This is a genomic window from Alkalicoccobacillus porphyridii (genome assembly GCF_007293315.1).
In the GTDB taxonomy this organism is placed as follows: Bacteria; Bacillota; Bacilli; order Bacillales; family Bacillaceae_D; genus Alkalicoccobacillus; species Alkalicoccobacillus porphyridii.
Map to the genome: position 1 here is coordinate 163,699 of NZ_VLXZ01000005.1, position 23,628 is coordinate 187,326.

Here is a 23,628-nt window from a genome sequence, read left to right on the forward strand (position 1 = left end):
GGGGGTTTTGCAACCTCTGCATTTTTTCTCATATCATATTCTTTTTCTTTAAGTAATTCACTACCCGGTCCACGAGGTCTTCTACCGACTCCTTGTCTGAATCAAGGATAAGCTCAGGATGAACTGGCTCTTCATAAGGGGAAGAAATTCCTGTGAAATCTGAAATTTCGCCCGATCTTGCTTTTTTATACAGTCCTTTAGGATCTCTCTGCTCACACTTCTCTAAGGAGCAGCGTACATATACTTCAATGAACTCACCATCTTCTAGAATGCCACGAACGGAATCACGATCCTCTTTAAACGGAGAAATAAAGGCAGTCGCAACAAGAATCCCAGCATCTACAAATAACTTGGCCACTTCACCAATCCTGCGAATATTCTCTTTACGGTCCTCTTCAGAAAAGCCCAGTCCTTTATTCAGCCCTAACCGTACATTATCTCCATCAAGAAGATAGGTATGTTTTTGTTCTGTCGTCAACCTCTGCTCCAAAGCGTTTGCTAATGTGGACTTTCCAGCACCTGAAAGGCCAGTGAACCAGATGACGGCACTCTTATGGCCCTTTTGTTGCTGACGAAGCTGCTTTGTCACTTCACTCTGATGATAATACAGGTTTGTCGTATGGTTTGTAGTCATACACTCACCTGCTGCATACCACGTATAAGAACCTCTACTACTTCAGGACGGCTAAATTCCTTTGGAGGAACCTCACCATTTTTCAACATTTCACGAACCTTTGTTCCAGATAGAATTACTCGACTTTCCGAGTTATGTGGGCATGTTTTTGTAGAGGCCATATTCCCGCACTCTTTACAGAAAAAGCTGTGTTCAAAGAACAAAGGACGTATGTCGAGGTCTTCCTCTGAAAATTGTTCAAAAATTGTTTGTGCCTCGTATGTTCCATAATAATCACCAACACCTGCATGATCACGTCCGACGATAAAATGGGTGCATCCATAGTTCTTCCGCACCAACGCATGAAAAATGGCTTCACGTGGCCCTGCATAACGCATCGCAGCTGGAAAGACTGCCAGAGAGACTCGATCTTCAGGGTAGTACTTCTCTAACAAGACTTCATAGCTCTCCATTCTGACATCAGCAGGAATATCATCAGATTTGGTTTCCCCAACTAAAGGATTTAATAAAAGTCCATCGACAATTTCTAACGCTGATTTTTGAATATACTCGTGAGCTCTGTGTACAGGGTTTCTTGTTTGAAAGCCTACAACCGTTTTCCATCCATTTGACTTGAACTGTTCGCGAGTTTGAACTGGATCAAGATGATACGTTTGGAAACGACCGCGATCTAAACGCTTAGTGAGCACAATAGGACCTGCTACGTAGGTGTCCGGACGCTCAAACAGCTTTTTCACACCAGGATGAGCTACATCGGTGGTTTTATATACACTTGCTGCTTCCAGTGATTTATCAGGAGAATACCACTCAGTAATAGTGATAACTCCGTAAACCTCCCCATTATAGACTAGCTTTGCCTCCTTCCCTTTCGAAAAGCTGTCTGTTACACCTTCTTTTACCGGTAAAGTGATTGGAATACTCCATACCGTCCCATTTTCAAGACGTAATGAATGTACTACTGAATGGTAATCTCGCTCACTCATAAACCCCGTTAACGGACTAAATCCCCCGATTGCAATCAGTTCTAGATCAGACAGTGCAAAGGCATCAAGCTCTATTTCAAGCTCTATATTTGATGTATTATAATCTGGATTAAATTGTTGTATGAGTTTTCCTCCATGTGGTGCAATAATCGTCATGTCCATTCTCTCCTTTATTGATGCAAACCGCATTCTGTTTTATCCGTGTTAGCCCAGCGTCCGCTTCGACTATCCTGCCCATCAGCCACTTGCTTAGTGCAATGAGTACAGCCAATACTTGGATAGTTTTGATCATGTAGCTTGTTGTACGGAAGCTTGTGAAGCTTAATATACATCCAGATTTCGTCTTCTTTCCAATGAATCAGTGGGCAAATCTTTACCGACTCAAACCGATGATCTTGATTTACAAACTGAGTGTTAGCGCGTGTGGGTGATTGCTCTCTTCGCAACCCAGAAATCCACGCTTTTTTTTGATTTAATTGACCTTCTAACGGATCTAGCTTTCGTATCTTACAGCAAAGGTCGGGATTGGTTTTCCAAAGCTTGTCACCGTGAAGTTCTGCTTGTTGTTTGGGAGTAAGCCCAGGTTTTTCTAGATCAATTCTGAGTTGAGGGTATTTCTTTTTAACTTCCTCAATAAGCTGATAGGTTTCAATAAAATGAAAATCGGTGTCCAGAAATAAGATTTGTGCGTCTGGTTTAACTTTAGATATTAGGTCGATTAATACCATACTCTCAGCACCGAAGCTACAGGCATAAACCAGCTCATCACCGTACGTTTGAAACGCCCATCTTAAAATATCAAGACTATCTAAACCAGCCAATGAGCTATTAATCTCACGAAACGCCTCTAAATCACTATTTTCATAGAGTAGTACACTCAATCAGTACTCATCCTTTCTGCTTGCTTTGGTTAAGACGAACCTTCTCATTTTTCTCCATTTGTACAACCTTTCCATCCTGTACAACAATCGTGACTGATCCATATTGCAGATTTTCTAAAAGGTCTGACAATTTCCTCAATACTTGAGCGTCCGTTTTGTTCAAAGCAGAGCCTCCTGTCTAAATTAATTCCTTGTATTTTCATATGCTTTATTAGTTTAATTGTATTCTATAGGGTATAATTGCGGCTGTCAATGAGATGAACAAGAAGAAACCGCCTATTTTTTAAAGGCGGTTAACTCAATAATTTTGGCTGGTTTTTTATTTATATGTCTCTTCTCATAGCGAAATCCCTCTTTACAGCGTCTCTCAAATGTCCGTTTTGTGATTGGTTTGGGAGCCGACCAAGCAATAGAATCAAGATTATCCCAACGATCATGTGTAATAAGTTCCTGTTTATAGTAATACGTATTTCCTGAAGGATAGCTTTTGCTTATGTATTTAACCGTTTGTTTTGAGTGCATCCAAAAACCTCTTTTTTTTGTTACAGTATGCCCTTTTAACTAGACGTTATTCTTTAAATACGTAGGTTGTAAGCGTTGTAGTTACCTTGACAAAGTCTTTAGATTCTTAGTAGGATAAGAGTAACAAACGCTCATGCTTACAATCTCCACACGATTCTTTCCCAATGTACTTATTTTCAAAAAAATACCTTAAAAAGAAGTGATTTCTTTGTTTGATATACTTAAAAATCAACAGTTGATGGATAGCGAAATCGAAGAACTTCTCATCCCCGCTGAAAAAGTGGCCCATGTTCAGCTTAACAATCCCCTTGAACATGCATTACTTGTTTTAGTTCGATCAGGTTATACGGCGATACCGGTCTTAGACACTAAGGACAAACTACATGGATTAATTAGTAAATCAATTATTTTAGACTCATTACTTGGACTTGAGTTTATTGAAGTCGATAAACTACAGAATAAGATTGTAGCTGATGTCATGGAAAAAGATGTCCCAACCATCCCTCAAGATGCTACATTTGCAAAAGCTTTAACCCTGTCAATTAATCATCCATTTATGTGTGTTGTTGATAAGAATGGTGTATTTGTTAGCATTTTAACCAGACGTTCCATTTTGGCACTAGTCAGTAAATATCTCCATATGTAAAAATGACGTCAGGACATTTCTGTAGTCGACAAAATTTCTTTTATGATCTTCTATACAACAAAGGGCTCTGGGGAATGACCCCAAAGCCCTTAATTTACATATGTTAGAGTTTTATTGTTCCTCACTTTGCGTTGTTTGATTCTTTTGGAAATGTTTCACTAATTGCTTCTCCCGTAAATGAAACATGTATGTTAATAGTTTTTTTGTCACCATACTAGGTACCTTTGCAGTAAATTCTACTTCATCAATAACCATGCTTCTTCCTTCTTCTCTAACAAAGCGATGAGTATGGCGCCAATAAGTGAACGGGTAAACAGGTTTAGTCGCCACATCAATAAAATAATGCGGCTTTTTGATTGTTTCTATTGTTGAATGCCACTGCACACCTAACCCCATATAGCCAACTTTCATTTTTAACTGAGTCCCTTCTTCATCTCCTAGTTGAGTAAGATTAACTTTAGGAAATCGTTGGATCCGGCTAAGATTTTTTGGATCCTGAAAAAAGTCCCATACCTGTTTCATAGGTGCATCAATGGCTGTCTTATACGTGAAAATAAGTGTGTCCATGCCTTAACCCCCAGTCAAACAAACATAGCTTTAGTATAGCATGTCATAGAATATTATGAAAAAAGCCCAATACATTTGTCGTGTATCAGACTGTATTAAGCGTATAGATTGACCAACAAACCTTTAATCTCGCCGACCTTATTTAGGATATCCAAGCTTGATTTTTCTTTATTCAGAACATCATTTGTTAAATCAATTAACTGTTTATCCACCTCTTGCACCAGCTTATAAATCTTTGTTCTACCACGTCTGTTAAACCCGCGTCGTTCTTCAAGACTTAGCCCGTGTGCAACGGCATCCTCCATAAAATCTTTGACTAGCTTTTTATATTTACGCAGCTCATCGACGGTTCGGGTTTCGGACAATACCTTCCCTTGATCCTCTACTTGCTGCATCAGTTTGGTCAGTTGTTCCATTGCTTTATCGACTCGTTGTTTATTCATAACCTCAGAAAACGTCGTGGAAGGCTGAATCTCTGTTTTCTTGCGGTCAACCTTATGAACTCCGGTTCGCATAATGCGCTCAACATCCATGAGTACACACTCCTTTCATGGCTTTCTTACATTCTATCATATCTCTTAACGCCATACGAAAAGAGCTTCAACCCCTATTGAAGGAGTTGAAGTACACCCTGAGGCAATTGATTCGCCTGGGCAAGCATCGCTGTAGCAGATTGGTTTAGGATATTATTTCGAGTGAACTTAGTCATCTCTAAGGCCATATCCGCATCACGAATTCTTGATTCGGACGAAGTTAAGTTCTCTTTAGTAACCTGGATATTGTTAATTGTATGCTCTAGGCGGTTTTGGATGGCACCTAGTGTGGATCGATTTGAAGACACACGTTCTATCGCAGTATCTAATCGTCCAATTGTTGTATCTGCAGATGCTTTATCCGCTACCGAGATGCCTTGTATTCCAAGTTGTTCTACATTCATATGCGGCAATGAAAAGCTAACTGCATGCCCCTGATTTGGCCCAATCTGAAATTGAATAGGATCTTGGTTCGGACCTAATAATTTCTTTGAGTTAAATTCGGTCTTTTCAGAGATTGAATCAATCTCATTACTCAGCTCATCAATCTCCGCTTGAATCTGCGCACGATCAAATCCATCATTAGTGTCATTTGCTGCTTGAACGGCAAGTTCACGCATCCGTTGTAGCATGGAATGAACCTCTTGCATTGCTCCTTCAGCTGTTTGCATCAATGATACTCCATCCAGTGCATTTCGCTCGGCCATTTCAAGTCCACGAATTTGTGAACGCATTTTTTCTGAGATGGCTAGTCCAGCTGCATCATCAGCCGCACGATTAATTCGTAGTCCTGAAGATAGCTTTTCAAGGTTCTTAGAGGTATGAACCTGATTTTGGCTTAAGTTACGATAAGCATTAAGAGCTTGAATATTATTATTAATTTTCATGACATTCTCTCCCTACTCTTCATACAAAGCATTTTTTTCATATGCATTTGTTTGCTTGATATTTGTTCGTTCTGTTGAATCTTTTCTTTTTTTAACTGCTTCTATCCATGCTATAAATAATGTATTTAAAATAGTATGTACGTGTTTAACTTTGTCTACGTCTTTTTGTACGTTTGCAACTATTAACTGGTCAGCTAAATAGTTATAGAGCTGCTCCAGCTGATCTGATAGAACACCGGCATCATAATTAATTCCTACGCCTAGTCGGTGAAGAATATCGTTGGTTTTCTGTAGATGGAAATTAGCGTTCTCATACTTCTTACGATTAATCTCGTCTATAGCAGACTCAAGATTATTTAAGGCAGCTTCATAAAGAAGAAGTGTTAACTCCTGAGATGTCTTTTTGTGAAGCGTCTCCTCTGAGATTAATGGCACATGTATCACTCCTAATATCGGCTGTGGAAAGCCACACCTTAATAGTTTCGTTCCATCTCTTCAATTAATAATAAAATTTCAGCGATAACGGAATAAAGCTGTGGCGGAATGTTGTCTCCCAAGTCCATGTCTAGCAGGCTTGAAAGCAAGCTAGCATCCTCCTGTAGATGTACATCATGCTTTTTGGCCATATCCATAATTTGCTGAGCAACTTGACCTCGTCCTTGAGCAACCACTTTCGGAGCTGCTCCTTCGTCTTCATAACGAATGACTGCTGCAGATACGCCGTTTATTTGCTGTCTTCTTTTTTCATTATAATATTGATAGGCGGTCATACTTTAAAATCAAACCCTTTCTCAGAGGTATATACTGGTTGAGATACAGGCTTTACATCATCTTTTGTTTGATCCTGTGAAAATGGAGTGAAAACAATTCCTGAAATTGAATATCCAATGTCTTCAATCTTCTCTATTGCCCTAGCAACTAGAGGCTCCATTCTCTGTTTAAATTCTTCTTGATTGTTCTGTAAAGTAACAGATAACTGTCGATTAACTACTCGAACTGAGATTCCGATCTCACCCAGTTTAGATGTCTCCATAAGAAAATATAAACTACAGTTCTGCCAATCAACCTGTTCCCCTTCTTTTTTTGACTGAATGTAGCATTGTAGCTGTTCAACCTTCTGTTCCAAGATAAGTGGCAATTGGAAAAAGAGACTCTGAATTGGCTGGGCATCCTGTTTACTTAAAAGCTGCTGACCCGTAAGCTGATTTAATGCTTGATTTGCAAGCTGGGTCGTGCGATTTCCTTCCTCTTGTTGGATCATGTGCATCAATGATTGTTTGAGGTTCCTCATTTCTCCTGGACTCTCTCTAGAGGAAAGCTTCTGAGCTACTTCCATTTCATGAGTTAATCCTAATTGTCTCATGGATTCAAACACTGCACGGGCAGTGCCCTCTCTTCCCTTAATCGCAGCATCTTCTAATAACTGCACGGGCGAAGAAGCGCTCTTTGCGAGTTGTTGCTGCATAGTTGAAGAGTGCATGATCTTTGTTTCAGAAGGTTTAAACGTGACGTTATCAACTTGCTTTTGAACCTCTGAAACAATGCGGGCTGCTTCCTGCTGATTTCCTGAGGTCAGTAGCTTTCGTGCCTCACCAAGTCGGCTACTGGCAAGCATCAGACTTTTTTCAGTCTTCATATCAGCAAATTGCATATATTCCCCTCGAAGAATGGCATGATCTAATTTACGAATAACGGTCTCCAGTTGGTTTTTTGATTGATGAAGATCCTTTGGTTTGGCCGGAGCAAGTTCAATCGCAACCTGACTTAATGTGCGTGAGACCTCTCTTTGAAGATCACGAAAATCTGTTGTGAGGGCTGCCATTTTTTCTGTAACCGTAGTCACAGCTATGGGGTTAGCACTTATTGATTGAGTCTGTTGAGCCTGTTCTTCCCCTACATTTAGTGCCTGTAATTGATTCAGCTCTTGTTGAAGACTATCCAATACAATCTGTCTGGCCGCAAGCTCTCTCCCGTTGTTTAATCGTTCACTTGCTTTATTGATTTCTGAGCTGATACGATTTGTTTGATCAGCTGTGAACTGCGTTTGGCCAACAAGTGCATTCTGAACCGCCTTAAAGGCTTGATCGGGGGACTCCTCTGACTCTATTAACCTTTGTAGCTGATTGATCAACTTCAGCTGCGCTGCTACTGAAGGGCTATGTTCTAATGAGTCTCTAGAATTAGCTATACCTTGAGCTGGCTGTTCATTCGCAACCGTTTCAGTCATATTCGTTTGAACAAGCTTTTGATTTATGAGCTGCAGGATCTGTGGATAATGAGTTTCTGCCCCTTTTTGATTCAACAATGTTTGAATTTGATCAACAAACTGTTTTTCTGATGTTGATAGATTGCGACCGTTGGTTAATTGTTGTAAAAGTCTTGCTATATCTTCTTTGGTTACACTTGGTGACTGCTGAATACGTTCAAGCTCAGTGAGAGTTCGGGTTAACGGTCTACCATGAAGGGCTTCATGTACAGCGTTAATATGTTGATCAGTAATAGGTAACCGCTTCGAGGCAAGTGCTTCTACGGTCTGTAGCTTGCTTGAATCCGTTGAGTTCCCTACATAACGAGCCAATGCCTGAATATCCTCTGAAGTTAACGGAATTCCATGACCCTGAGCCGTTTTTATTGCTTGTAATAACAGTGGTGTAGGTCGATCAATTCCGGCCTTTTTTGCAGCTTCAAGCTCAGATCCTCCGTTTGCTGATTTGTAAGAGGTAGCGGGCTGTTCCTGAACCCATTCTCTTACTTGAATGGACTCATCCCCTACTTGTGTAACCTGAAGAGAGACCGTACCAGATGTTGGCATACGACCTTCAAAAGTTACATTCATCTCTTTACCACGATACACAACCTTAGCCTCAGTTTCTGAAACTGGATTTAGCGTCACATCCCGAAGAATGTCACCTTGCTTTAGCTGTCGGTCACTAGACAACGCTTTCCCTGGTAGGATTTGATTTACCTGCATAGCACACTCTCCCGCTCACATTTCTCTATCTTTCTATATCGGTCTATTTTTTGAGATGTTAAGTTAAGTCACGCTTGCTCTTTTTATTCTTCCTCAGGTTTATCAAGACTCGTTCCCCTCATTGAGCGTTGTTCAATCCATTTCTTTCGAGAATCAAAGCTAGCCGCACCCTTTACAATAGCCTGCTGACCAAAGCGTTGCTGCAGAGTCTCTAATGCCTGTTCAACTTGGTAGTCTTTCACATCTTTCTCCTGAGTAAACAAATCCAGCTGTTTATAGGCATGACTCTTCTCCACAAGATCATACGTGCTGATGCCTAACAACCTGATCGCTTCTTGATTCCATGCCTTCCTCCATAATGATAAAGCTCGTTCATAGATCTCAGATGAAGTATGGCAAGGATTGCTTAATTTTTGGCTTTTATTAGTTATCTTCCAGTCGTGATATTTGATGGTGAGTTGAATTCCATATGCTGCAACCTCTTTACGAGCTAACCGAAAACTCACTGAATCAGCAAGCTGCTGAAGTGTCGCTTCAACCTTTTGTTGATTTCTTGTATCTGAAGGCAAGGTGGTTGAGTGCCCAATGCTTTTAAATTCGTGAATGGAGTCTGGGTTTACAGGCCTTTCATCATGACCATTAGCTCTTTTTTGTAGCTTCAGCCCACTCGAACCAAATTTTTCTCCAATCATTGCTGTATCGGCTTTCGCCAAATCACCAATAGTCAAAATGCCTGCTTTCTCCCATTTCTCTACCGTTTTCTTTCCGATTCCTTGCATTTCACTAATAGCCAGTGGCCATAACAACTGTGGAATCTCCCTTTTCCTTAAGATGGTAATTCCGTTAGGTTTCTTCATATCACTAGCCATTTTAGCCAAAAATTTATTTGGTGCTATTCCAATGCTACAGGGTAAGTCCATGTCTCTTTGTAGGTCCTGCTGAATACGTTCTGCTAGTTTATATGGATGAATATTTTCAGTGTATTGAGTCACATCCAAAAAACCTTCATCAATGGATACGGGTTCAACTAATGATGTATATCCTCTCAAAAGGTCAAATAAGTTCCTCGAGGCTGTTCGATATCGTTCAAAATTGGATGATAGCAAAATAAGATCGGGACATAGTTTCTTTGCTTGCCAAACTGGCATAGCTGTTTTGACACCTTTTGCTCTCGCCTCATATGTGCTTGTCACAATAATTCCTCTTCTATCTTTTACACTTCCTGCTACGGCCACAGGTTTGCCCCGTAGCTCCGGTCTAAATGATAATTCAACAGAAGCGAAGAAGCTATTCATGTCCACATGAAAGATGATGCGCACACAATCACCCCCTAATTATTCTCTATTATACGAAAGAATGTTCGTTTTTTAAACATAGAACCTTGCATCCTACTAGACGTTGCGATAAAGTGGAATTATACAGCTAAATAATCTATCTGCAAGGCCCTACGGAGGTGCGGAAAAACATGACCTACCTTATTCATGCAACGGATAACCGGTATGACGATATTCTGCAAAAAGTAATTTCCTATCTCCACCTACACAAACAGTTAAATGGGGACTCCCCCACCATTCCCGAAATCGCTAACTATCTAGGAAATTCAGAAGAGTTAATATTAGAGAGCTTGGAGTACGGAGAATTCTACGAACTACATTCATTGACCATACATTAATTCACTTAAAAAAGGACAAGCCTTATAGTAAGGCATGTCTTTTTTAGTCTGTTATATATTCTGAGTTATTGCCACTATCGCTTCTGCTGTTTTATTTAATTCAGCCAAGGGCATTCTTTCTTGTTTTGTATGAATGTTTTCATAGCCAACCGCAAGATTTACTGTAGGAATTCCAAGGTCTGAGATAATGTTAGCATCACTACCTCCACCACTTTCAAGAAGTCGTGGCTCCCTACCAATTGAGCGCAGAGCAGTTATTGCCGTTTTTACAACAAGATCTTTATCCGATCGCTTGTACCCAGGGTAGGTGATTTCCACCTGTACCTCGGCCGTTGTTCCCATTAATTCTGCTGCTTCTTCAAAACCCTTTTTCATTTTCTCCACTTGTTTGTGCAGTTTTGGTTCTTCAAGCGACCTCGCCTCTGCTAGAACTTCAACATAATCACAGACAATATTTGTTTGACTCCCACCTTCAAAGCGTCCAATATTAGCGGTCGTTTCATGATCAATCCTTCCAAGTGGCATTCTGGAGACAGCTTTAGCTGCAACCGTAATGGCGGAAATCCCTTTTTCTGGTTCCACTCCTGCATGTGCTGTTCGTCCATAAATCTTTGCCTGGATCTTTGCTTGAGTTGGTGCCGCAACAATGATATCGCCAACAGGCCCGTCGCTATCAAGCGCATATCCGTACTCCGCCATAATGCGTTCTCGCTCAAGCACCCTTGCGCCCACAAGCCCTGACTCCTCACCTACTGTAATAATAAATTGAATAACACCATGAGGGAGCTCCTGTTCTTGTATCACTCTGATTGCTTCTAACATAGCTGCTATACCGGCTTTATCATCCGCTCCTAAAATCGTCGTTCCATCTGTCACAATATATTGGTCCTCTATGTAGGGCTTAACACCTTTTCCAGGTACAACCGTATCCATATGTGAAGTAAAATAAATAGCCGCTGTCTCTGCTTTATCTGGATGAGCAGGCAACGTAGCAATAATATTACCTGCTCCATGCCCTGTTTGACTTGCTGCTTGATCCTCGTACACATCTAATCCTAAATCCTTAAATTTCTTTTTTAGTTCCTTAGCTATATCTGCCTCAAAACCAGTCTCTGAATCAATTTTCACCAAATTAATAAATTCATTATGTAATCTGTTTTCATTAATCATGTACCCATAACGCCTCCATTTCCATTCCTATCCTACCCTACTTTTTTAATGGTTTCACTCTTCAAGGCTTGGCTTCTGGCATAGCTCAAGAAGAACACCGTGAGACTGTCTTGGTGTGATAAAGGCAATTTGCGCCTGATCTGCCCCAACGTCAACTTGATTGGACACAAAAGATACGCCTTCTCTAACCAGGTTATTCATCGTCTCTTTAAGATTACTGACACCAAGCGCTAGATGGTGAATACCTTCACCATTTGTATGTAAAAATTTCGAAACGGTATGGTCTTTTCTTAATGGTTCAATTAATTCTATAACGATGGGTCCTGCCTTCAAAAAGGCAATCTTCACCCCTTGATTTAATACAACCTCTTCCTTGATCCACGTAAGACCGAGTTTCTTCATATAAAAATTCTTCGCGTTATGAATACTGTGAACAGCAATGCCGATGTGGGTTCCAGATTTCTGCCAATCAATCGTCATAATTCATGCTCCTTTTTCTTATTCCTACCCTTGTCCAAAAACAAAAAGGCAAGTAAAATAGTGCATAAGAAGTAATGTGGGAGGTTAAGTGATATGCATAGAAAAGGCGTACAAAAAGTGGTTATCTATATCATGCTTGTAGCTATTATTCTTAGTGGAGTCTTTATGGGAGTAGCTGGACTTGGTGGTTTTTAATTACATGTTCTGCTCTCATACCCTTGTACAAGGATGCGCTCGTATATAATGTAACAGAAATCCGAACTGACCGTGTTACTCACACGTAGGTTCGGATTTTTTGTTTGCATATAAAATGTTTACTTCGATTTGTTTGAGGCAATCGCACCATATTGTATAGCTAACTCTTCAAATGATTGGTGTTCATCTGTTATCAATATTTTTGTTCCTAGTGGTATTTGATTATACAGCCGCTCTACCTTTTCATTACTTAAGCGAATGCATCCAGAGGTAACCGGATATCCAATTGAACTAGGTCGATTCGTTCCATGTACACCATAGGTTCTACCCTCAGTATCTAATGCATCAAAGCCGATCCATCTACTACCTAATGGGTTATTTGGCGCTCCTCCAGCTATATTTGCTTTTCGGTAATAGGGTTGTTCCGCTTTAACCGTAATTGTAAACAACCCTAATGGAGTTTCACTGCCACGTTTCCCCGTTGCAGCAGGTAATACCTCGACTATTTTTTCATCCTCTATATATGCTAGCTGATTGGACGAGAGCTTAACAATAATGAATGGATCTCCCGGTAAAGGATTATCACCGATTGGCCAAATGATTGAATGAGCGAGAATGATTATGAGCATCACAGTTTTGAGCATAGAAACTCCTCCACTTGTTTATATAGATTAGAGTGGACTTTTGTTCCCTGCATTATTCTGTTTTTCATTCCAGAGTGTATTTTTTATAAGCAGATATTGCTGCAGCTCATGCATCATGTAAACAAGTGCTGAACGGACTTCAAATTCATCTCTTGTGGTAGGTAGCTCCATTTCTTTAAATTGGTCACGCATTTCTTCTAATCTTCCGAGAAAATAGGGGACATGATTCGTTGGACTCACTGCCTTACTTAAATCCTCAAGAAAGTCTGCAATATCATTACTCTGAGATACTGAACCATGAATAGTGGTGATAAAAGGCATTAACCGTTCGAGAATTTCAAATTGCTTTTCACGCATATGAAAATAATGATAGTACTGATCATCATCTTTAAGTATTTGATTATCCATTTCTCGGATGGCTACGCTTTTACTTTGATTCAATAACTGTACCGTTTCTGAAATTTCAGCTCCAGTCCAATCACTGTCTCCTTGGCGAATATAGGTTGAAAATTCATGCAAAATGCGGCTGAAATTTTTTTCGATCTTTCGTTTATATTCTCTTAATTGCCGTTCACTACTAGGCATATACAAATTCATTAATAATGCGGTACCGATACCAATTACAACAAGTAATGTTTCATTTATGAATAAATCCATACTGGCGTCAGCTCGAGTATACACGTGCAGAACAATGACGGAGCTTGTCACAATACCAAGACTTAGCTTTAATGAGACGAGGACCGGGATAAACAACAACATAAATAAACCTAGTACGAGTGGATGATAACCAATGAGTTCAAACATGGTCATGCTAATGACCATACCAAGCATACATGCAGCAAAGCGGTGCCACGATACTCGTAAAGAATTTCGTCTAGTGACGGATATGCAAAGAATTGTAATGACTGCCGCCGATCCAAAAGAATCTAATCCTAATGCATGGGCTATTGATGTTGCCAACAGTACACCAATAGCGGTTTTTATTGTTCGATACCCAATTCTTAGCCTCATCCAATTTCATCTCCTTGTGGTAGCACCTATTTTACCACGACAATGAGTAAAAGATCAGTTTTGACTTTTTGACATACAAAATGGGCTAACAATTTTGTCATTGTTAGCCCATTTCTAGTAGTCATTATAATTGCCAACGACTAGTTGATTACATATCAGAATCTTCTTCTCCCATTTCACCACCAGCTGGTTCTTCTTCACCCATCTCATCACCTGCTGGATCTTGTGCTGGATCAGTTCCTGGCTCCATTTCGTCGCCACCTTCTCCACCACATGCTGCTAGCATACCTACTGAAAAGATTCCTGCCATCATTGAATAAAGTAACTTTTTACTCATTTTGAATTCCTCCTTCAGATTGTTTGTTTATCGTTCTTACTTATTTGATACCCGCCTCGATTGACTTTAATCGTTTTCACACCACATTTAGAGATCTCTTTAGATTCATTCATAATTGACTGAAAATAACAAGTCTAAATCCATGGACAAGTACATCTATTAATACAGACTGAATGTTTTTTAGAGAGGAGCAATCTTATGACAGCTTTATCAGCGATCATTCTAGGTATCTCTTTAGCTGCCCCTGTTGGTCCAATATGCCTAGAGATCATTAACCGAACGCTACGTAGTGGTTTTTTTGGTGGACTTGCCGTAGGAATAGGCGGCATGACAGCAGATGCAATATTTATGATTTCAATCTATTTTGGATTAGGAACTGCTTTGACACATGAAACAACCCAGCTCATTCTTAACTTATGTGGTTGTGTATTCCTAGGGTATCTAAGCATTCGTACCTTTAACAAAGCTCCCCAGTCATTATGGATGGATCGACACCTGATTCGCCCACGAAAAAGTATCTTTATGAAATGCTTTTATACAGGATTAACAATTGCATTAATTAATCCGATAAATATAATGTTTTGGTTTGGAATTTATGGTTCCGTATTAAGTGAACTAATTGACCGAGCAAATGGAACCATTCTGCTTGGATACAGTTTGCTCATATTTCTTGGGATTTTACTTTGGAATATGAACTTGTCCTTTCTAGCCCACTTCTCTTCCTTTTTGATGAAGCAAAACGTGTTGCGGTGGATTAATATTGCCGCAGCGAGTATGCTCGGTTATTTCTCTATTCATTTTGGATATCAATTTTTCAACTTGATTTCCTCATAGTTTCTGACGATACTAAGAATCAAGAGCAAATTATTTAGAGAGGAGGAATCCGTGTGCGTTATAATCGAGATGAGAGCTTTCGTTACGAGTTCCGCCCGGTGCTTGAAGGTTCTTTTTTAATTCACACTGTGAATCAAAAAGAGGTACAAGCATCAAATGGAAAGCTATCTATTATTAATTTAAGTCCTAAAGGAATTGGTATTGAAACACAGTACGATTTTCCCGATCCCGTGAACTATACCATTACATTGCAAATATCATGTACAATTGATGAGGCGACCCTCACCTTTTTGGGGAACATCCTTTGGAAAAAGACCACCTCCAAAGGGTTTGGCTACGGTTTAGAGTTATTGACCGATGAAGCGAGTCAAAAAGAAATAATCTCTCAATTAAAAAAACACGCTCTTAAGCAATCTTCTACATAGCTATGGGCATATTCTTTAAAAAAGAAAAAAATCCTAAGCGAAGTCATGCGGCATTTACTAAAGCACTGAATATCACGTGTTTCTATTTAATGTTCTGCTTATTGTTTTACTCAGCTTATTCTTATCACAATGATCACACACTAAGCTTTAGTTTACCTTTACTACTTTCTGGCTTGATAATTTTATATTCATGCTATTTCTTCATAAAACAAAAAGAACGATCCTGAAATTAGTGTTCTAGCTACAAAAAGAGCCGAGCCTCTATGTCGTTAAACTAACATAAAGGCTCGGCTCTTTTATGTTTAGGAGAGTTTGGACACAGTTTAGTCATTTCTCCGTCTCGTTACACTAGAGTTTATGGTTTATCTTCGTTTGACTCATTTGATTTCTGTTCTTCCTGAATCTCCTGTTTTACTTCTTCATAAACTTCTTCCTTAAGCTCTTCATATAAGTCATCTCTTAAATCATCCTTTACCTCTGACTTAATATATTCGAGCTGCTGCGTCCTTCTTTTGCGCTTCTCATAAGCATGATCTCTTCCCATCATGATAAACACAGCTATAATCATAAAGATCAGAATGAATGCAAAAGGTAATGCCGCGGTGAGGGCCGCTGTTTGGAGAGCATCAAGTCCTCCTTCCCCACTAATTAATAGAACAGCTGCTGTACCAGCTATTAAGGCTCCCCATAGTACCTTTAGCTTAAAGCCGGGATTTAAATTACCACCCGAAGTCATTGATCCAAGTACAAATGCCGCTGAATCCGCAGAAGTTACAAAAAAGATGAGAACAAGAATAATTGCTATTCCGCTAATTAAGGCTGTTAAAGGAAGCTGTTCTAACAACACAAACATAGCCACTTCCACCTCATCAGCGACAATACTCGCCAGGCCTGCATTACCATACATCTCAAAATATAAACCTGATCCACCAAATGTTGTGAACCAAATGACAGCCAGAATCGTTGGGACAAGAAGCACACCTGCCATAAATTCTCTTACTGTTCTACCCTTAGATATACGTGCAATAAATAAACCGATAAACGGGGACCATGACATATGCCACGCCCAGAAGAAAATGGTATTTGTACCGAGCCATTCACTTTCACTAAAGGGTGTCATCGTCAGAGACATCGATACAATGCTTGATACATATCCCCCTAAAGTGGACACAAAGTTCTCTAATATAAATAACGTTGGACCTGTAAAAAGAACAAAAAGAAGCAAAAATCCAGCTATAACTAAATTAATATTACTTAATCGTTTAATACCTTTATTAATTCCTTTTACCGCTGAAAAAATAAATAATATTGTAACCACCGCAATAACAACGAGTTGAACGTAAATATTGTTAGGCAATGCTGTAACGTATGAAAGACCTCCGGAAATTTGTAGGGCGCTTAAACCAAATGTTGTAGCTACTCCTGCACATGTTGCAATGACTGCTAATATATCAATCATACGGCCGATCCAACCGTTCACCCTATTACCTAATAAAGGATAGAATGCGGAACTAATTAATGCTGGCCTGTTTTTACGGTACTGCACGTAAGCCAGTGTTAAACCAACAATTGAGAAAGCACCCCAAGCATGTAATCCCCAATGAAATACTCCATATCTTAAACCAGCCTCAGCAGACTGAACCGTTTCAGGCTGTAGACCTACCGGTGTATCTAAATAATATAATAGCGGTTCTGCCACACCAAAAAATACAAAACCTACACCTAAACCTGACGCGAATAGCATCCCGACCCATGATAACCATGAGTGCTCAGGCTCGTCCTCGTTTTTACCTAACTTGATTTTTCCAAATGGTGAAACAGCCAAACCTAAACCAATTAAGACAAAAGCGGATAACAATAGCATATAGAACCAGCCAAATGTTTCAATGACCCAATCTAATGCGACTCCAGAAGCACTTGCTAACACGCCAGGGAAAAAAGCCCCCCAGAATATTAATAATCCCATTACAGTTGTGGATATATAGAGCACACTCTTTGAGTGATTGCTCCCCTGATTTTCAGTGGACATATGTACAAACCAACCCCTTCTATTTGTGCTTTATATCTTATCTATTCTTACCCTAAGAAATAGAAAATTAAAACGCAAGATGATAAGTTCTCCCCTTTTTTATTTTAGCCTACGACTTATTAAGCAAGGAGGTGATCAAATGAATGATCAACGCACACGTTTAGTCTTGCAATTCCATGTTGGCCAAGATGATGAAGGAAAAGAGCTTTTCTCAACGAAATCCTATCAAAACATCCTTGGCGAAGCATCGGATTCAGCTCTTACAGCTGTCGCAGAAGCGCTTATTTCATTGCAAGAATTCCAAATCTACAGCATTTCACGTCAAAACACGTATGTACTAGACTAACAAAACACTAAACATTTTAAAAGGAGGATTTCAGAATGAGTAAAAAAATTGATCTTTTATTTACGAACCAAGAAGATCGTCAAGTAACGATCTCAATTGATAACCCTGCTGAGCCAGTTGATGTGGAACTCGTTCAGGCAGTTATGGAGACCATTATTAGCGAAAATGTATTTGTTTCATCAGGTGGTACGCTGACAGCCATAAGAGGTGCTCGCCTTGTTGATCATCAAGTGACAGATATCCCAGTTGGGCAGTAAGTAAATGAATAGTATGGAGCTCTGGGTCCCGTTGTTAAGTGAATATGGTTTCCCGATAATGGTTACTCTCTATCTTCTAAATCGTTTAGAACGGAAGCTGGATCGAGTGACTGAGGCTGTCGAAACACTGCCTGCTAAACTTCAACAGTCGCCCAATGCTTAATTCTCTCGAGCCTGGGAGATATGAGATTATTTAATCGAAAACAAGGCTCGGACTGAGGTATTATTACTACGAGAAAAGCTGAACTATGTTGGATGATGTGCACCTCGTAAGTTAGAGTAAAATCTAATTTGCGGGGTGTTTTTATGTACATACGAGGAGAATTTTGGGTAACTGAATATCTGTTCTTCGCCGCCGCCCCGGGCACGTAAGCCTCTCAAGCGTATCCTTCTATAAATTGAGGCACACTATGATATAGTAGAGACTCAAACGTATCTCTTAGTTTTCAGTGAAAGGAATGGTGTAGTTTGGCAGATCACTCAATTTATCAAAAGGCAACCTTTGCTGGAGGGTGTTTTTGGTGTATGGTTAAGCCGTTTGACTCTTATGAAGGAATTGAATCTGTGATTTCAGGTTATACCGGCGGAGAGACAGAAAATCCAACCTATGAAGAAGTTTGTAGTGAAACAACAGGTCACTATGAGGCTGTTCAAATAACATTTAATCCTGAAGTATTTAGTTATGAGAAATTACTTGAAGTCTTTTGGCAGCAAATTGATCCAACTGATTCAGGTGGTCAATTTTTTGATCGTGGTCATTCTTACAAAACCGCTATTTTCTACCATTCAGAGGAGCAAAAAGAAGCCGCATTGGCTTCTCGACAAACTCTTGAAAATAGCGACCGATTCAAACAAACAATTGTAACAGATATTCTTCCAGCCAAACCTTTTTATCCGGCTGAAGATTATCATCAGGACTATTATCGTAAGAATCCGCTTCGATATAAAATGTATCGTAAGGGTTCCGGCCGAGAAGCATATATTCAATCACATTGGGGGAATTCAGAATGAGTAAAACATCAAAAGAAGATCTAAAGAAGACATTAAGTCCCATTCAATATGAAGTTACTCAAAACAACGGAACAGAGCCTCCTTTTCGAAATGAATATTATGACCTTGAGGAAGATGGAATTTATGTAGATGTTGTTTCCGGCAAACCACTTTTTAGCTCAACAGACAAATATGATGCTGGGTGTGGTTGGCCGAGCTTCACTAAACCAATTGTTGAAGAAGAGGTTTTAGAAAAAGAAGACCGTAGTCATTTTATGGTGCGTACAGAGGTTCGCAGCAAAGAAGCTGACTCCCATTTAGGACATGTCTTTAATGATGGACCTGGACCTAACGGACTAAGATACTGCATCAATTCAGCTGCCCTTCGCTTTGTACCAAAACAAGAGCTTGATGAGCAAGGCTATGGCTTATATAAAAAGTTGTTTGACGAATAAAGAAGAAAAGAATCGAAAAAGCTTGTGGAATTTTTAAAGCAGAACAAGATTAGTGGGTAAGGTCATTGATGACCTTACCCACTTTTTTACTTTTTTAAAGTGTGGTTAAAAGCTCAGCTAGACTTTCTCTCGAATCCAGTATCCCCCCACGGAAACCGGAGTATCTTTCCGTTGTGCACCCAAAACTCTTCCTTTAAAATAACGTTTTCATTTAAGAAAGCTCTTATTTCTGGTATGATTAATATGTTGAAAATAAGTGAAAAAGGGTGACGTATTGTGCAAACAAGAACAGAAAAAGACACAATTGGAGAAATCCAAGTACCTGCTGATCGATTTTGGGGAGCGCAAACACAGCGTAGCTTAGAGAATTTTAAAATAGGTCAGGAAAAGATACCATTAGAAGTTGTTTATGCATTTGTTCACTTAAAAAAAGCAGCTGCTATCGTAAATGGTTCATTAAAAGGACTTGAAAAAGAGAAAGTTGAGGCCATTACGGTTGCTGCCGATCAAATACTTGAAGGTCAGCATGATGATCATTTTCCACTAGTTGTGTGGCAAACGGGTAGTGGCACACAATCAAATATGAACGTGAATGAAGTGATTGCCTACATAGCAAATCAATGGCTTAAAGAAAATGGCCACGACGATGTAAAGGTTCATCCAAACGATGATGTTAATCGTTCTCAAAGTTCAAATGATACGTTTCCAACTGCCATGCACGTGGCAACCGTTGTTTATGTAGAAAATCATCTATTACCTGCTGTGCATACATTTAAGCAAACTCTATTAGAAAAAGAAAAAGCGTTTGAACACGTAATTAAGATTGGTCGTACGCATCTTCAAGATGCAACACCGCTTACATTTGGTCAAGAAATTAGTGGCTGGAGAAGAATGCTTGAGAAATGCGAGACGATGATCGAACAAAGTACAGAACATGTCAGAGAGCTTGCCATTGGCGGAACGGCGGTAGGAACTGGCTTAAATGCTCCCCCGGAGTTTGCAGAGCAGGTGTCAGCCCAGCTTTCAAAACAAACAGGTGCTACCTTTAAGGCCTCTCAAAACCATTTTCACTCATTAACAAGTCACGATGAATTGGTTCATCTGCATAGTGCGCTTAAAGCACTTGCCGCGGATGCGTTTAAAATTGCGAACGATATTCGCCTTCTTGCAAGTGGACCTCGCTGTGGAATTGGTGAAGTCATTATTCCTGCTAATGAACCAGGAAGCTCAATTATGCCAGGTAAAGTAAACCCAACTCAAAGTGAAGCATTAACCATGGTTGCTACTCAAATCTTCGGAAATGATGCTGCAGTTGGATTTGCTGCGAGCCAAGGTCACTTTCAATTAAATGTATTCAAACCGGTTATCATCTACAATGTACTTCAATCCATGAGATTGCTCGCAGATGGGTTGCATAGCTTTAATGATAAATGCTTAATCGGGTTGGAGCCAGATGAAGAGAAAATGACTCAATATCTAAATGAGTCCTTAATGCTCGTTACAGCCCTTAACCCTCATATTGGATATGAGAATGCAGCTAAAATAGCTAAAAAGGCTCATACTGAACGAACTACATTAAAAGAAGCTGCTATCAGCACGGGACTTTTAACAGAAAAAGAGTTTGATGCAGCTGTTCGTCCTGAAGAAATGATTCACCCTAAATAATGAATATCAAAAAACAGGCATGAGTTAATCTCCGCCTGTTTTTTGTGTGTCTAATACATTACTTGTTTCTTTTCTTCCATATCTAGTTGCAGTAAATATATCCTCAAGTTGAACATTATAAACATTAGCGATAAGAAGCGCTCGCTCAGAACTAATTTGTCTCTTTCCTGTTTCAATTTGAGAAAGATAACCAGCAGAGATCCCAATTTTTGTAGCGGCTAATTCCAAACTATAACCAAGCTCCTGCCTCGCTTTTTTTACCAAGCTCATCACATGCTCACATCCTGCTCCTAAATATCATTGTACTTTGCCTTCAATGTATTATAATGCATTTTGCGTAATCGTCAATTCATTATGAGTAACAAATATATATTATTTGGCACTTTGCACTACGCAAAGTATAATAGATCTATATCATGATAATGAAATGAGGAGATTTATTCATGTTTGCCTCTCGCTTGCGTGAACAAAGATTACAAAACGGCTTAACAATGAAACAATTAGGTGAGAGTATGAACCTTGCACCCTCTACCATCTCTGGCTATGAAAATGGTACAAGGAAGCCTGACATGGATATATTGTATTTATTAGCGGATACCTTTGATGTATCTGTTGACTACCTATTAGGTCGTTCCGATCAATCTAATTCTCATTCACCTGCTATTGTAGGAACAACTAACAATCAAACCCTTACGGTAAGTATGGATGAAATGGAATACCTTAAAGAAAGTTTAATGGTTTTTCGTAAATATAGGCAGGGTTAAGTACTCATCACACTAGATCTTTTCATCATACGTATACCTTACAACATAACGATTTGATTTTAGCTTTTTGATTTCAACCAGAGGGCCAACCTCATAACCATTATGCCAATTATCTTCTATTTTCGCTTTTAAACATCCTGCCTGAAACTTAGAAGAAAAGATTTGTTTGTAATAGATCCAACGAGGCAGCTTTGAATTCATCTTCCCATACCTTTCTGTAATCCTTTACTACCCTCTATTTAATCAAACTTTTGGAACATACTCAAAGAAATTCGTTTTATCCAATCAAGTCTTCTTCTTCTCTCTTACGAATATCAACTAAACGTCTATTCTCTTCAAGATCTCGAATTCGGTGAGCAAGCCTTGCAGAAGCACTCGCAGCAATGCTAGCAACCAAATCATCTAAAAAAGTATGAACTCGATTCTTTTCACGATCAAGCTCTTCAATGATTCCTACCTTTTGTTTATCAAGATAACCAAAAGTCGTAACCGCAATACTACCAAATCCAAATACCGACCCAAGTGCTATGGTCTCATCTACACCAAATAAGCCCTCATCCTGTCTCACCATACTTAATAATGGTTCGCTTAACAGTCCTTTTTCAGCTAATTCATCTAATTCTACTCCGACTAGAATTGCATGTTGAATCTCTCGTTTGTTCAAAACGGCGTCTGCACTTTCAAGACAAGAGGCCATATCCAAATTCTCTGCATATGGCTTTTGTAAATCATACACAATTTGAGCAATAGCTTCTACGGTAACCCCGCGATCAGCCAGTTTCTTTCTAGCAGCCATTTCAACTGTCTCACAAGGAACTCTTTTTAACATTGTAACCGCCTCCCTTGAATTCTATTCTACCACACAGGCTTAATCATCGCTTTTTGAATAATATATGATAAACTAGGCTAAAGAACACGCACACATATAAGCTAGGTATACTATCGGTGAAAAAGAAAGGTGAATTCATCATGGGCACAACTTTACAAGGAACATTACAGGATACCGTCATTCAAAGTAATGAGTTAAATGATGAGATTCCTTTATTAGTTTATCTTCCCCCTAATTATACTCCACTGTCATCTTATGATTTAGTCATTTGCCAGGATGGCAAGGATTATTTTCAGCTGGGTAGAATTCCTCGACAGATGGAAGCATTAATGGATGATTATGAGGTTCGGGAAGCAATTATTATCGGTGTCCCATATCCAAGTGTGGCAGAAAGAAGAGAGCGTTACCATCCAGAAGGTGAACGTTCTGAAGCGTATCGACGCTTTTTGGCGTTTGAGCTTCTCCCTTACCTTGATGAGCACTATCCAACTCATCAGCTGGCTTCTTCTCGCACATTGGCCGGAGACTCATTAGCGGGTACTATTTCTTTGTTAGCAGCCCTAGAGTACCCCGCACACTTTGGGCAGGTGATGATGCATTCTCCATATGTGGATGATCACGTATTGGATGCAGTTAGAACATATCAGCAACCTCATGCTCTTTCGATTTATCATGTCATTGGCTCAGAGGAAACGACGGTCAAACTGACTAACGGAGATATAGCAGACTTCCTAAGTCCTAATAAAGATTTAGCTGAATTGTTAGAAGCTACATCGTTTAGCTATAGCTTTCGAATATTTGAAGGAAATCACACGTGGACTTATTGGCAAAAAGATTTATCCATTGGATTAAAAACACTTCTACCATTTTAAAAATGACATTCTATTTAGACTAGGAGGAG

At 39.6% G+C, this 23,628-nt stretch carries 34 protein-coding genes; 13 read left to right on the forward strand and 21 right to left on the reverse strand.

What is annotated here, in order from left to right:
* Positions 1-28: 28 nt before the first annotated feature.
* From cysC to FN960_RS09955, 5 genes are all read right to left on the reverse strand, one after another.
* Positions 29-634: an adenylyl-sulfate kinase gene (gene cysC, locus FN960_RS09935; RefSeq protein WP_143848561.1), complete on the reverse strand. Its 606-nt coding sequence runs from the start codon at positions 632-634 to the stop codon at positions 29-31.
* Complete coding sequence (gene sat, locus FN960_RS09940) at positions 631-1,773, reverse strand: sulfate adenylyltransferase (RefSeq protein WP_143848562.1); 1,143 nt, start codon at positions 1,771-1,773, stop codon at positions 631-633. The genes cysC and sat overlap by 4 nt, the downstream gene beginning before the upstream one ends.
* Before the next feature lie 14 nt (positions 1,774-1,787).
* Positions 1,788-2,498 carry a phosphoadenylyl-sulfate reductase gene (locus FN960_RS09945; RefSeq protein ID WP_143848563.1) on the reverse strand — a complete coding sequence of 237 codons (711 nt, stop codon included), beginning with the start codon at positions 2,496-2,498 and terminating at the stop codon, positions 1,788-1,790.
* Positions 2,499-2,505: 7 nt separating this feature from the next.
* Positions 2,506-2,637 carry a YezD family protein gene (locus tag FN960_RS09950; RefSeq protein ID WP_438799876.1) on the reverse strand — a complete coding sequence of 44 codons (132 nt, stop codon included), beginning with the start codon at positions 2,635-2,637 and terminating at the stop codon, positions 2,506-2,508.
* A gap of 137 nt (positions 2,638-2,774) precedes the next feature.
* Entirely contained in the window at positions 2,775-3,020 is a 246-nt protein-coding gene (locus FN960_RS09955; RefSeq protein WP_143848565.1) for a hypothetical protein, read from the reverse strand.
* Between the two features lie 208 nt (positions 3,021-3,228).
* Here FN960_RS09955 and cbpB point away from each other — a divergent pair, with 208 nt between their 5' ends.
* Positions 3,229-3,666 (forward strand): cyclic-di-AMP-binding protein CbpB, encoded by a 438-nt coding sequence (gene cbpB, locus FN960_RS09960; protein WP_260681974.1) that lies wholly within the window; start codon positions 3,229-3,231, stop codon positions 3,664-3,666.
* Between the two features lie 111 nt (positions 3,667-3,777).
* Here the strand turns inward: cbpB and FN960_RS09965 are convergent, their stop codons facing one another.
* The 7 genes from FN960_RS09965 to FN960_RS09995 form a co-directional block, all read right to left on the reverse strand.
* Entirely contained in the window at positions 3,778-4,233 is a 456-nt protein-coding gene (locus tag FN960_RS09965; protein WP_143848566.1) for an SRPBCC family protein, read from the reverse strand.
* A gap of 95 nt (positions 4,234-4,328) precedes the next feature.
* Complete coding sequence (locus FN960_RS09970; RefSeq protein ID WP_143848567.1) at positions 4,329-4,766, reverse strand: YaaR family protein; 438 nt, start codon at positions 4,764-4,766, stop codon at positions 4,329-4,331.
* Positions 4,767-4,840: 74 nt separating this feature from the next.
* The gene (locus FN960_RS09975; RefSeq protein ID WP_143848568.1) at positions 4,841-5,653 is read right to left on the reverse strand and encodes a flagellin N-terminal helical domain-containing protein; all 813 of its coding nucleotides are present in this window, start codon (positions 5,651-5,653) and stop codon (positions 4,841-4,843) included.
* A gap of 12 nt (positions 5,654-5,665) precedes the next feature.
* Positions 5,666-6,088 (reverse strand): flagellar export chaperone FliS, encoded by a 423-nt coding sequence (locus FN960_RS09980; RefSeq protein WP_143848569.1) that lies wholly within the window; start codon positions 6,086-6,088, stop codon positions 5,666-5,668.
* 38 nt (positions 6,089-6,126) lie between these two features.
* Positions 6,127-6,423: an EscU/YscU/HrcU family type III secretion system export apparatus switch protein gene (locus tag FN960_RS09985; RefSeq protein ID WP_143848570.1), complete on the reverse strand. Its 297-nt coding sequence runs from the start codon at positions 6,421-6,423 to the stop codon at positions 6,127-6,129.
* Positions 6,420-8,624, reverse strand: a complete 2,205-nt coding sequence (locus FN960_RS09990) for a hypothetical protein (protein ID WP_143848571.1) — start codon at positions 8,622-8,624, stop codon at positions 6,420-6,422. The genes FN960_RS09985 and FN960_RS09990 overlap by 4 nt, the downstream gene beginning before the upstream one ends.
* Before the next feature lie 83 nt (positions 8,625-8,707).
* Positions 8,708-9,943: a DNA polymerase IV gene (locus FN960_RS09995; protein ID WP_260681975.1), complete on the reverse strand. Its 1,236-nt coding sequence runs from the start codon at positions 9,941-9,943 to the stop codon at positions 8,708-8,710.
* Between the two features lie 146 nt (positions 9,944-10,089).
* On the opposite strand from FN960_RS09995, the gene FN960_RS10000 reads away from it, so the two are divergent.
* Complete coding sequence (locus FN960_RS10000) at positions 10,090-10,296, forward strand: hypothetical protein (RefSeq protein ID WP_143848572.1); 207 nt, start codon at positions 10,090-10,092, stop codon at positions 10,294-10,296.
* A 51-nt stretch (positions 10,297-10,347) separates the two neighbouring features.
* On the opposite strand, the gene FN960_RS10005 is transcribed toward FN960_RS10000, so the two are convergent.
* Together FN960_RS10005 and FN960_RS10010 are read right to left on the reverse strand one after the other, a co-directional pair.
* Positions 10,348-11,466: a M20/M25/M40 family metallo-hydrolase gene (locus FN960_RS10005; protein WP_143848573.1), complete on the reverse strand. Its 1,119-nt coding sequence runs from the start codon at positions 11,464-11,466 to the stop codon at positions 10,348-10,350.
* Positions 11,467-11,520: 54 nt separating this feature from the next.
* The gene (locus tag FN960_RS10010; protein ID WP_143848574.1) at positions 11,521-11,946 is read right to left on the reverse strand and encodes a VOC family protein; all 426 of its coding nucleotides are present in this window, start codon (positions 11,944-11,946) and stop codon (positions 11,521-11,523) included.
* 93 nt (positions 11,947-12,039) lie between these two features.
* Here FN960_RS10010 and prli42 point away from each other — a divergent pair, with 93 nt between their 5' ends.
* On the forward strand, positions 12,040-12,141 hold the full coding sequence (prli42, locus tag FN960_RS22830) for a stressosome-associated protein Prli42 (protein WP_185970999.1): 102 nt from the start codon (positions 12,040-12,042) through the stop codon (positions 12,139-12,141).
* A 119-nt stretch (positions 12,142-12,260) separates the two neighbouring features.
* On the opposite strand, the gene FN960_RS10015 is transcribed toward prli42, so the two are convergent.
* The 3 genes from FN960_RS10015 to FN960_RS10025 all read right to left on the reverse strand — a co-directional run bounded on the left by FN960_RS10015 (position 12,261) and on the right by FN960_RS10025 (position 14,133).
* Positions 12,261-12,785 carry a L,D-transpeptidase gene (locus FN960_RS10015; RefSeq protein ID WP_143848575.1) on the reverse strand — a complete coding sequence of 175 codons (525 nt, stop codon included), beginning with the start codon at positions 12,783-12,785 and terminating at the stop codon, positions 12,261-12,263.
* A 27-nt stretch (positions 12,786-12,812) separates the two neighbouring features.
* Positions 12,813-13,796: an aromatic acid exporter family protein gene (locus FN960_RS10020; protein ID WP_143848576.1), complete on the reverse strand. Its 984-nt coding sequence runs from the start codon at positions 13,794-13,796 to the stop codon at positions 12,813-12,815.
* Positions 13,797-13,944: 148 nt separating this feature from the next.
* Positions 13,945-14,133: a hypothetical protein gene (locus tag FN960_RS10025; RefSeq protein ID WP_143848577.1), complete on the reverse strand. Its 189-nt coding sequence runs from the start codon at positions 14,131-14,133 to the stop codon at positions 13,945-13,947.
* Between the two features lie 198 nt (positions 14,134-14,331).
* On the opposite strand from FN960_RS10025, the gene FN960_RS10030 reads away from it, so the two are divergent.
* Together FN960_RS10030 and FN960_RS10035 are read left to right on the forward strand one after the other, a co-directional pair.
* Positions 14,332-14,967, forward strand: coding sequence for a LysE family translocator (locus FN960_RS10030; RefSeq protein ID WP_143848578.1), 636 nt, complete (start codon positions 14,332-14,334; stop codon positions 14,965-14,967).
* Positions 14,968-15,020: 53 nt separating this feature from the next.
* On the forward strand, positions 15,021-15,392 hold the full coding sequence (locus tag FN960_RS10035) for a PilZ domain-containing protein (protein ID WP_185971000.1): 372 nt from the start codon (positions 15,021-15,023) through the stop codon (positions 15,390-15,392).
* Positions 15,393-15,747: 355 nt separating this feature from the next.
* Here FN960_RS10035 and FN960_RS10040 read toward each other — a convergent pair whose 3' ends face one another.
* Positions 15,748-17,421 (reverse strand): BCCT family transporter, encoded by a 1,674-nt coding sequence (locus FN960_RS10040; RefSeq protein ID WP_143848580.1) that lies wholly within the window; start codon positions 17,419-17,421, stop codon positions 15,748-15,750.
* Positions 17,422-17,560: 139 nt separating this feature from the next.
* Between FN960_RS10040 and FN960_RS10045 the strand changes: the two genes are divergently transcribed.
* From FN960_RS10045 to fumC, 6 genes are all read left to right on the forward strand, one after another.
* The gene (locus FN960_RS10045) at positions 17,561-17,767 is read left to right on the forward strand and encodes a DUF1659 domain-containing protein (RefSeq protein WP_185971001.1); all 207 of its coding nucleotides are present in this window, start codon (positions 17,561-17,563) and stop codon (positions 17,765-17,767) included.
* Between the two features lie 35 nt (positions 17,768-17,802).
* Positions 17,803-18,024 (forward strand): DUF2922 domain-containing protein, encoded by a 222-nt coding sequence (locus FN960_RS10050; protein WP_143848582.1) that lies wholly within the window; start codon positions 17,803-17,805, stop codon positions 18,022-18,024.
* A gap of 4 nt (positions 18,025-18,028) precedes the next feature.
* The gene (locus FN960_RS10055; RefSeq protein WP_438799871.1) at positions 18,029-18,187 is read left to right on the forward strand and encodes a YvrJ family protein; all 159 of its coding nucleotides are present in this window, start codon (positions 18,029-18,031) and stop codon (positions 18,185-18,187) included.
* A 305-nt stretch (positions 18,188-18,492) separates the two neighbouring features.
* Complete coding sequence (gene msrA / locus FN960_RS10060; protein ID WP_143848583.1) at positions 18,493-19,035, forward strand: peptide-methionine (S)-S-oxide reductase MsrA; 543 nt, start codon at positions 18,493-18,495, stop codon at positions 19,033-19,035.
* Entirely contained in the window at positions 19,032-19,469 is a 438-nt protein-coding gene (gene msrB / locus FN960_RS10065; protein ID WP_143848584.1) for a peptide-methionine (R)-S-oxide reductase MsrB, read from the forward strand. The genes msrA and msrB overlap by 4 nt, the downstream gene beginning before the upstream one ends.
* Before the next feature lie 276 nt (positions 19,470-19,745).
* The gene (fumC, locus tag FN960_RS10070; protein ID WP_143848585.1) at positions 19,746-21,134 is read left to right on the forward strand and encodes a class II fumarate hydratase; all 1,389 of its coding nucleotides are present in this window, start codon (positions 19,746-19,748) and stop codon (positions 21,132-21,134) included.
* Positions 21,135-21,158: 24 nt separating this feature from the next.
* Here the strand turns inward: fumC and FN960_RS10075 are convergent, their stop codons facing one another.
* Entirely contained in the window at positions 21,159-21,404 is a 246-nt protein-coding gene (locus FN960_RS10075; protein ID WP_143848586.1) for a helix-turn-helix domain-containing protein, read from the reverse strand.
* A gap of 173 nt (positions 21,405-21,577) precedes the next feature.
* Between FN960_RS10075 and FN960_RS10080 the strand changes: the two genes are divergently transcribed.
* Positions 21,578-21,898, forward strand: a complete 321-nt coding sequence (locus FN960_RS10080) for a helix-turn-helix domain-containing protein (RefSeq protein WP_143848587.1) — start codon at positions 21,578-21,580, stop codon at positions 21,896-21,898.
* Positions 21,899-21,910: 12 nt separating this feature from the next.
* Here FN960_RS10080 and FN960_RS10085 read toward each other — a convergent pair whose 3' ends face one another.
* Complete coding sequence (locus tag FN960_RS10085; RefSeq protein ID WP_143848588.1) at positions 21,911-22,099, reverse strand: hypothetical protein; 189 nt, start codon at positions 22,097-22,099, stop codon at positions 21,911-21,913.
* 76 nt (positions 22,100-22,175) lie between these two features.
* Positions 22,176-22,727: a phosphatidylglycerophosphatase A family protein gene (locus FN960_RS10090; protein WP_143848589.1), complete on the reverse strand. Its 552-nt coding sequence runs from the start codon at positions 22,725-22,727 to the stop codon at positions 22,176-22,178.
* A 140-nt stretch (positions 22,728-22,867) separates the two neighbouring features.
* Between FN960_RS10090 and FN960_RS10095 the strand changes: the two genes are divergently transcribed.
* On the forward strand, positions 22,868-23,599 hold the full coding sequence (locus tag FN960_RS10095; protein ID WP_143848590.1) for an esterase family protein: 732 nt from the start codon (positions 22,868-22,870) through the stop codon (positions 23,597-23,599).
* The last annotated feature ends 29 nt before the right edge of the window (positions 23,600-23,628 follow it).

Bases quoted from the DNA above. Each gene is read 5' to 3' on its own strand.
- cysC (WP_143848561.1), bottom strand. From the start codon at position 634: ATGACTACAAACCATACGACAAACCTGTATTATCATCAGAGTGAAGTG.
- FN960_RS10000 (WP_143848572.1), top strand. From the start codon at position 10,090: ATGACCTACCTTATTCATGCAACGGATAACCGGTATGACGATATTCTG.
- FN960_RS10015 (WP_143848575.1), bottom strand. From the start codon at position 12,785: ATGCTCAAAACTGTGATGCTCATAATCATTCTCGCTCATTCAATCATT.
- FN960_RS10085 (WP_143848588.1), bottom strand. From the start codon at position 22,099: ATGAATTCAAAGCTGCCTCGTTGGATCTATTACAAACAAATCTTTTCT.
- FN960_RS10040 (WP_143848580.1), bottom strand. From the start codon at position 17,421: ATGTCCACTGAAAATCAGGGGAGCAATCACTCAAAGAGTGTGCTCTAT.
- FN960_RS10050 (WP_143848582.1), top strand. From the start codon at position 17,803: ATGAGTAAAAAAATTGATCTTTTATTTACGAACCAAGAAGATCGTCAA.
- FN960_RS10005 (WP_143848573.1), bottom strand. From the start codon at position 11,466: ATGATTAATGAAAACAGATTACATAATGAATTTATTAATTTGGTGAAA.
- msrB (WP_143848584.1), top strand. From the start codon at position 19,032: ATGAGTAAAACATCAAAAGAAGATCTAAAGAAGACATTAAGTCCCATT.
- FN960_RS10055 (WP_438799871.1), top strand. From the start codon at position 18,029: ATGAATAGTATGGAGCTCTGGGTCCCGTTGTTAAGTGAATATGGTTTC.
- prli42 (WP_185970999.1), top strand. From the start codon at position 12,040: ATGCATAGAAAAGGCGTACAAAAAGTGGTTATCTATATCATGCTTGTA.
- FN960_RS10025 (WP_143848577.1), bottom strand. From the start codon at position 14,133: ATGAGTAAAAAGTTACTTTATTCAATGATGGCAGGAATCTTTTCAGTA.
- FN960_RS09990 (WP_143848571.1), bottom strand. From the start codon at position 8,624: ATGCAGGTAAATCAAATCCTACCAGGGAAAGCGTTGTCTAGTGACCGA.
- FN960_RS10010 (WP_143848574.1), bottom strand. From the start codon at position 11,946: ATGACGATTGATTGGCAGAAATCTGGAACCCACATCGGCATTGCTGTT.
- FN960_RS09985 (WP_143848570.1), bottom strand. From the start codon at position 6,423: ATGACCGCCTATCAATATTATAATGAAAAAAGAAGACAGCAAATAAAC.
- FN960_RS10090 (WP_143848589.1), bottom strand. From the start codon at position 22,727: ATGTTAAAAAGAGTTCCTTGTGAGACAGTTGAAATGGCTGCTAGAAAG.
- FN960_RS10095 (WP_143848590.1), top strand. From the start codon at position 22,868: ATGGGCACAACTTTACAAGGAACATTACAGGATACCGTCATTCAAAGT.
- FN960_RS10080 (WP_143848587.1), top strand. From the start codon at position 21,578: ATGTTTGCCTCTCGCTTGCGTGAACAAAGATTACAAAACGGCTTAACA.
- FN960_RS09970 (WP_143848567.1), bottom strand. From the start codon at position 4,766: ATGGATGTTGAGCGCATTATGCGAACCGGAGTTCATAAGGTTGACCGC.
- FN960_RS10045 (WP_185971001.1), top strand. From the start codon at position 17,561: ATGAATGATCAACGCACACGTTTAGTCTTGCAATTCCATGTTGGCCAA.
- FN960_RS09975 (WP_143848568.1), bottom strand. From the start codon at position 5,653: ATGAAAATTAATAATAATATTCAAGCTCTTAATGCTTATCGTAACTTA.
- FN960_RS09965 (WP_143848566.1), bottom strand. From the start codon at position 4,233: ATGGACACACTTATTTTCACGTATAAGACAGCCATTGATGCACCTATG.
- FN960_RS10030 (WP_143848578.1), top strand. From the start codon at position 14,332: ATGACAGCTTTATCAGCGATCATTCTAGGTATCTCTTTAGCTGCCCCT.
- FN960_RS09955 (WP_143848565.1), bottom strand. From the start codon at position 3,020: ATGCACTCAAAACAAACGGTTAAATACATAAGCAAAAGCTATCCTTCA.
- FN960_RS10020 (WP_143848576.1), bottom strand. From the start codon at position 13,796: ATGAGGCTAAGAATTGGGTATCGAACAATAAAAACCGCTATTGGTGTA.
- FN960_RS10075 (WP_143848586.1), bottom strand. From the start codon at position 21,404: ATGAGCTTGGTAAAAAAAGCGAGGCAGGAGCTTGGTTATAGTTTGGAA.
- sat (WP_143848562.1), bottom strand. From the start codon at position 1,773: ATGACGATTATTGCACCACATGGAGGAAAACTCATACAACAATTTAAT.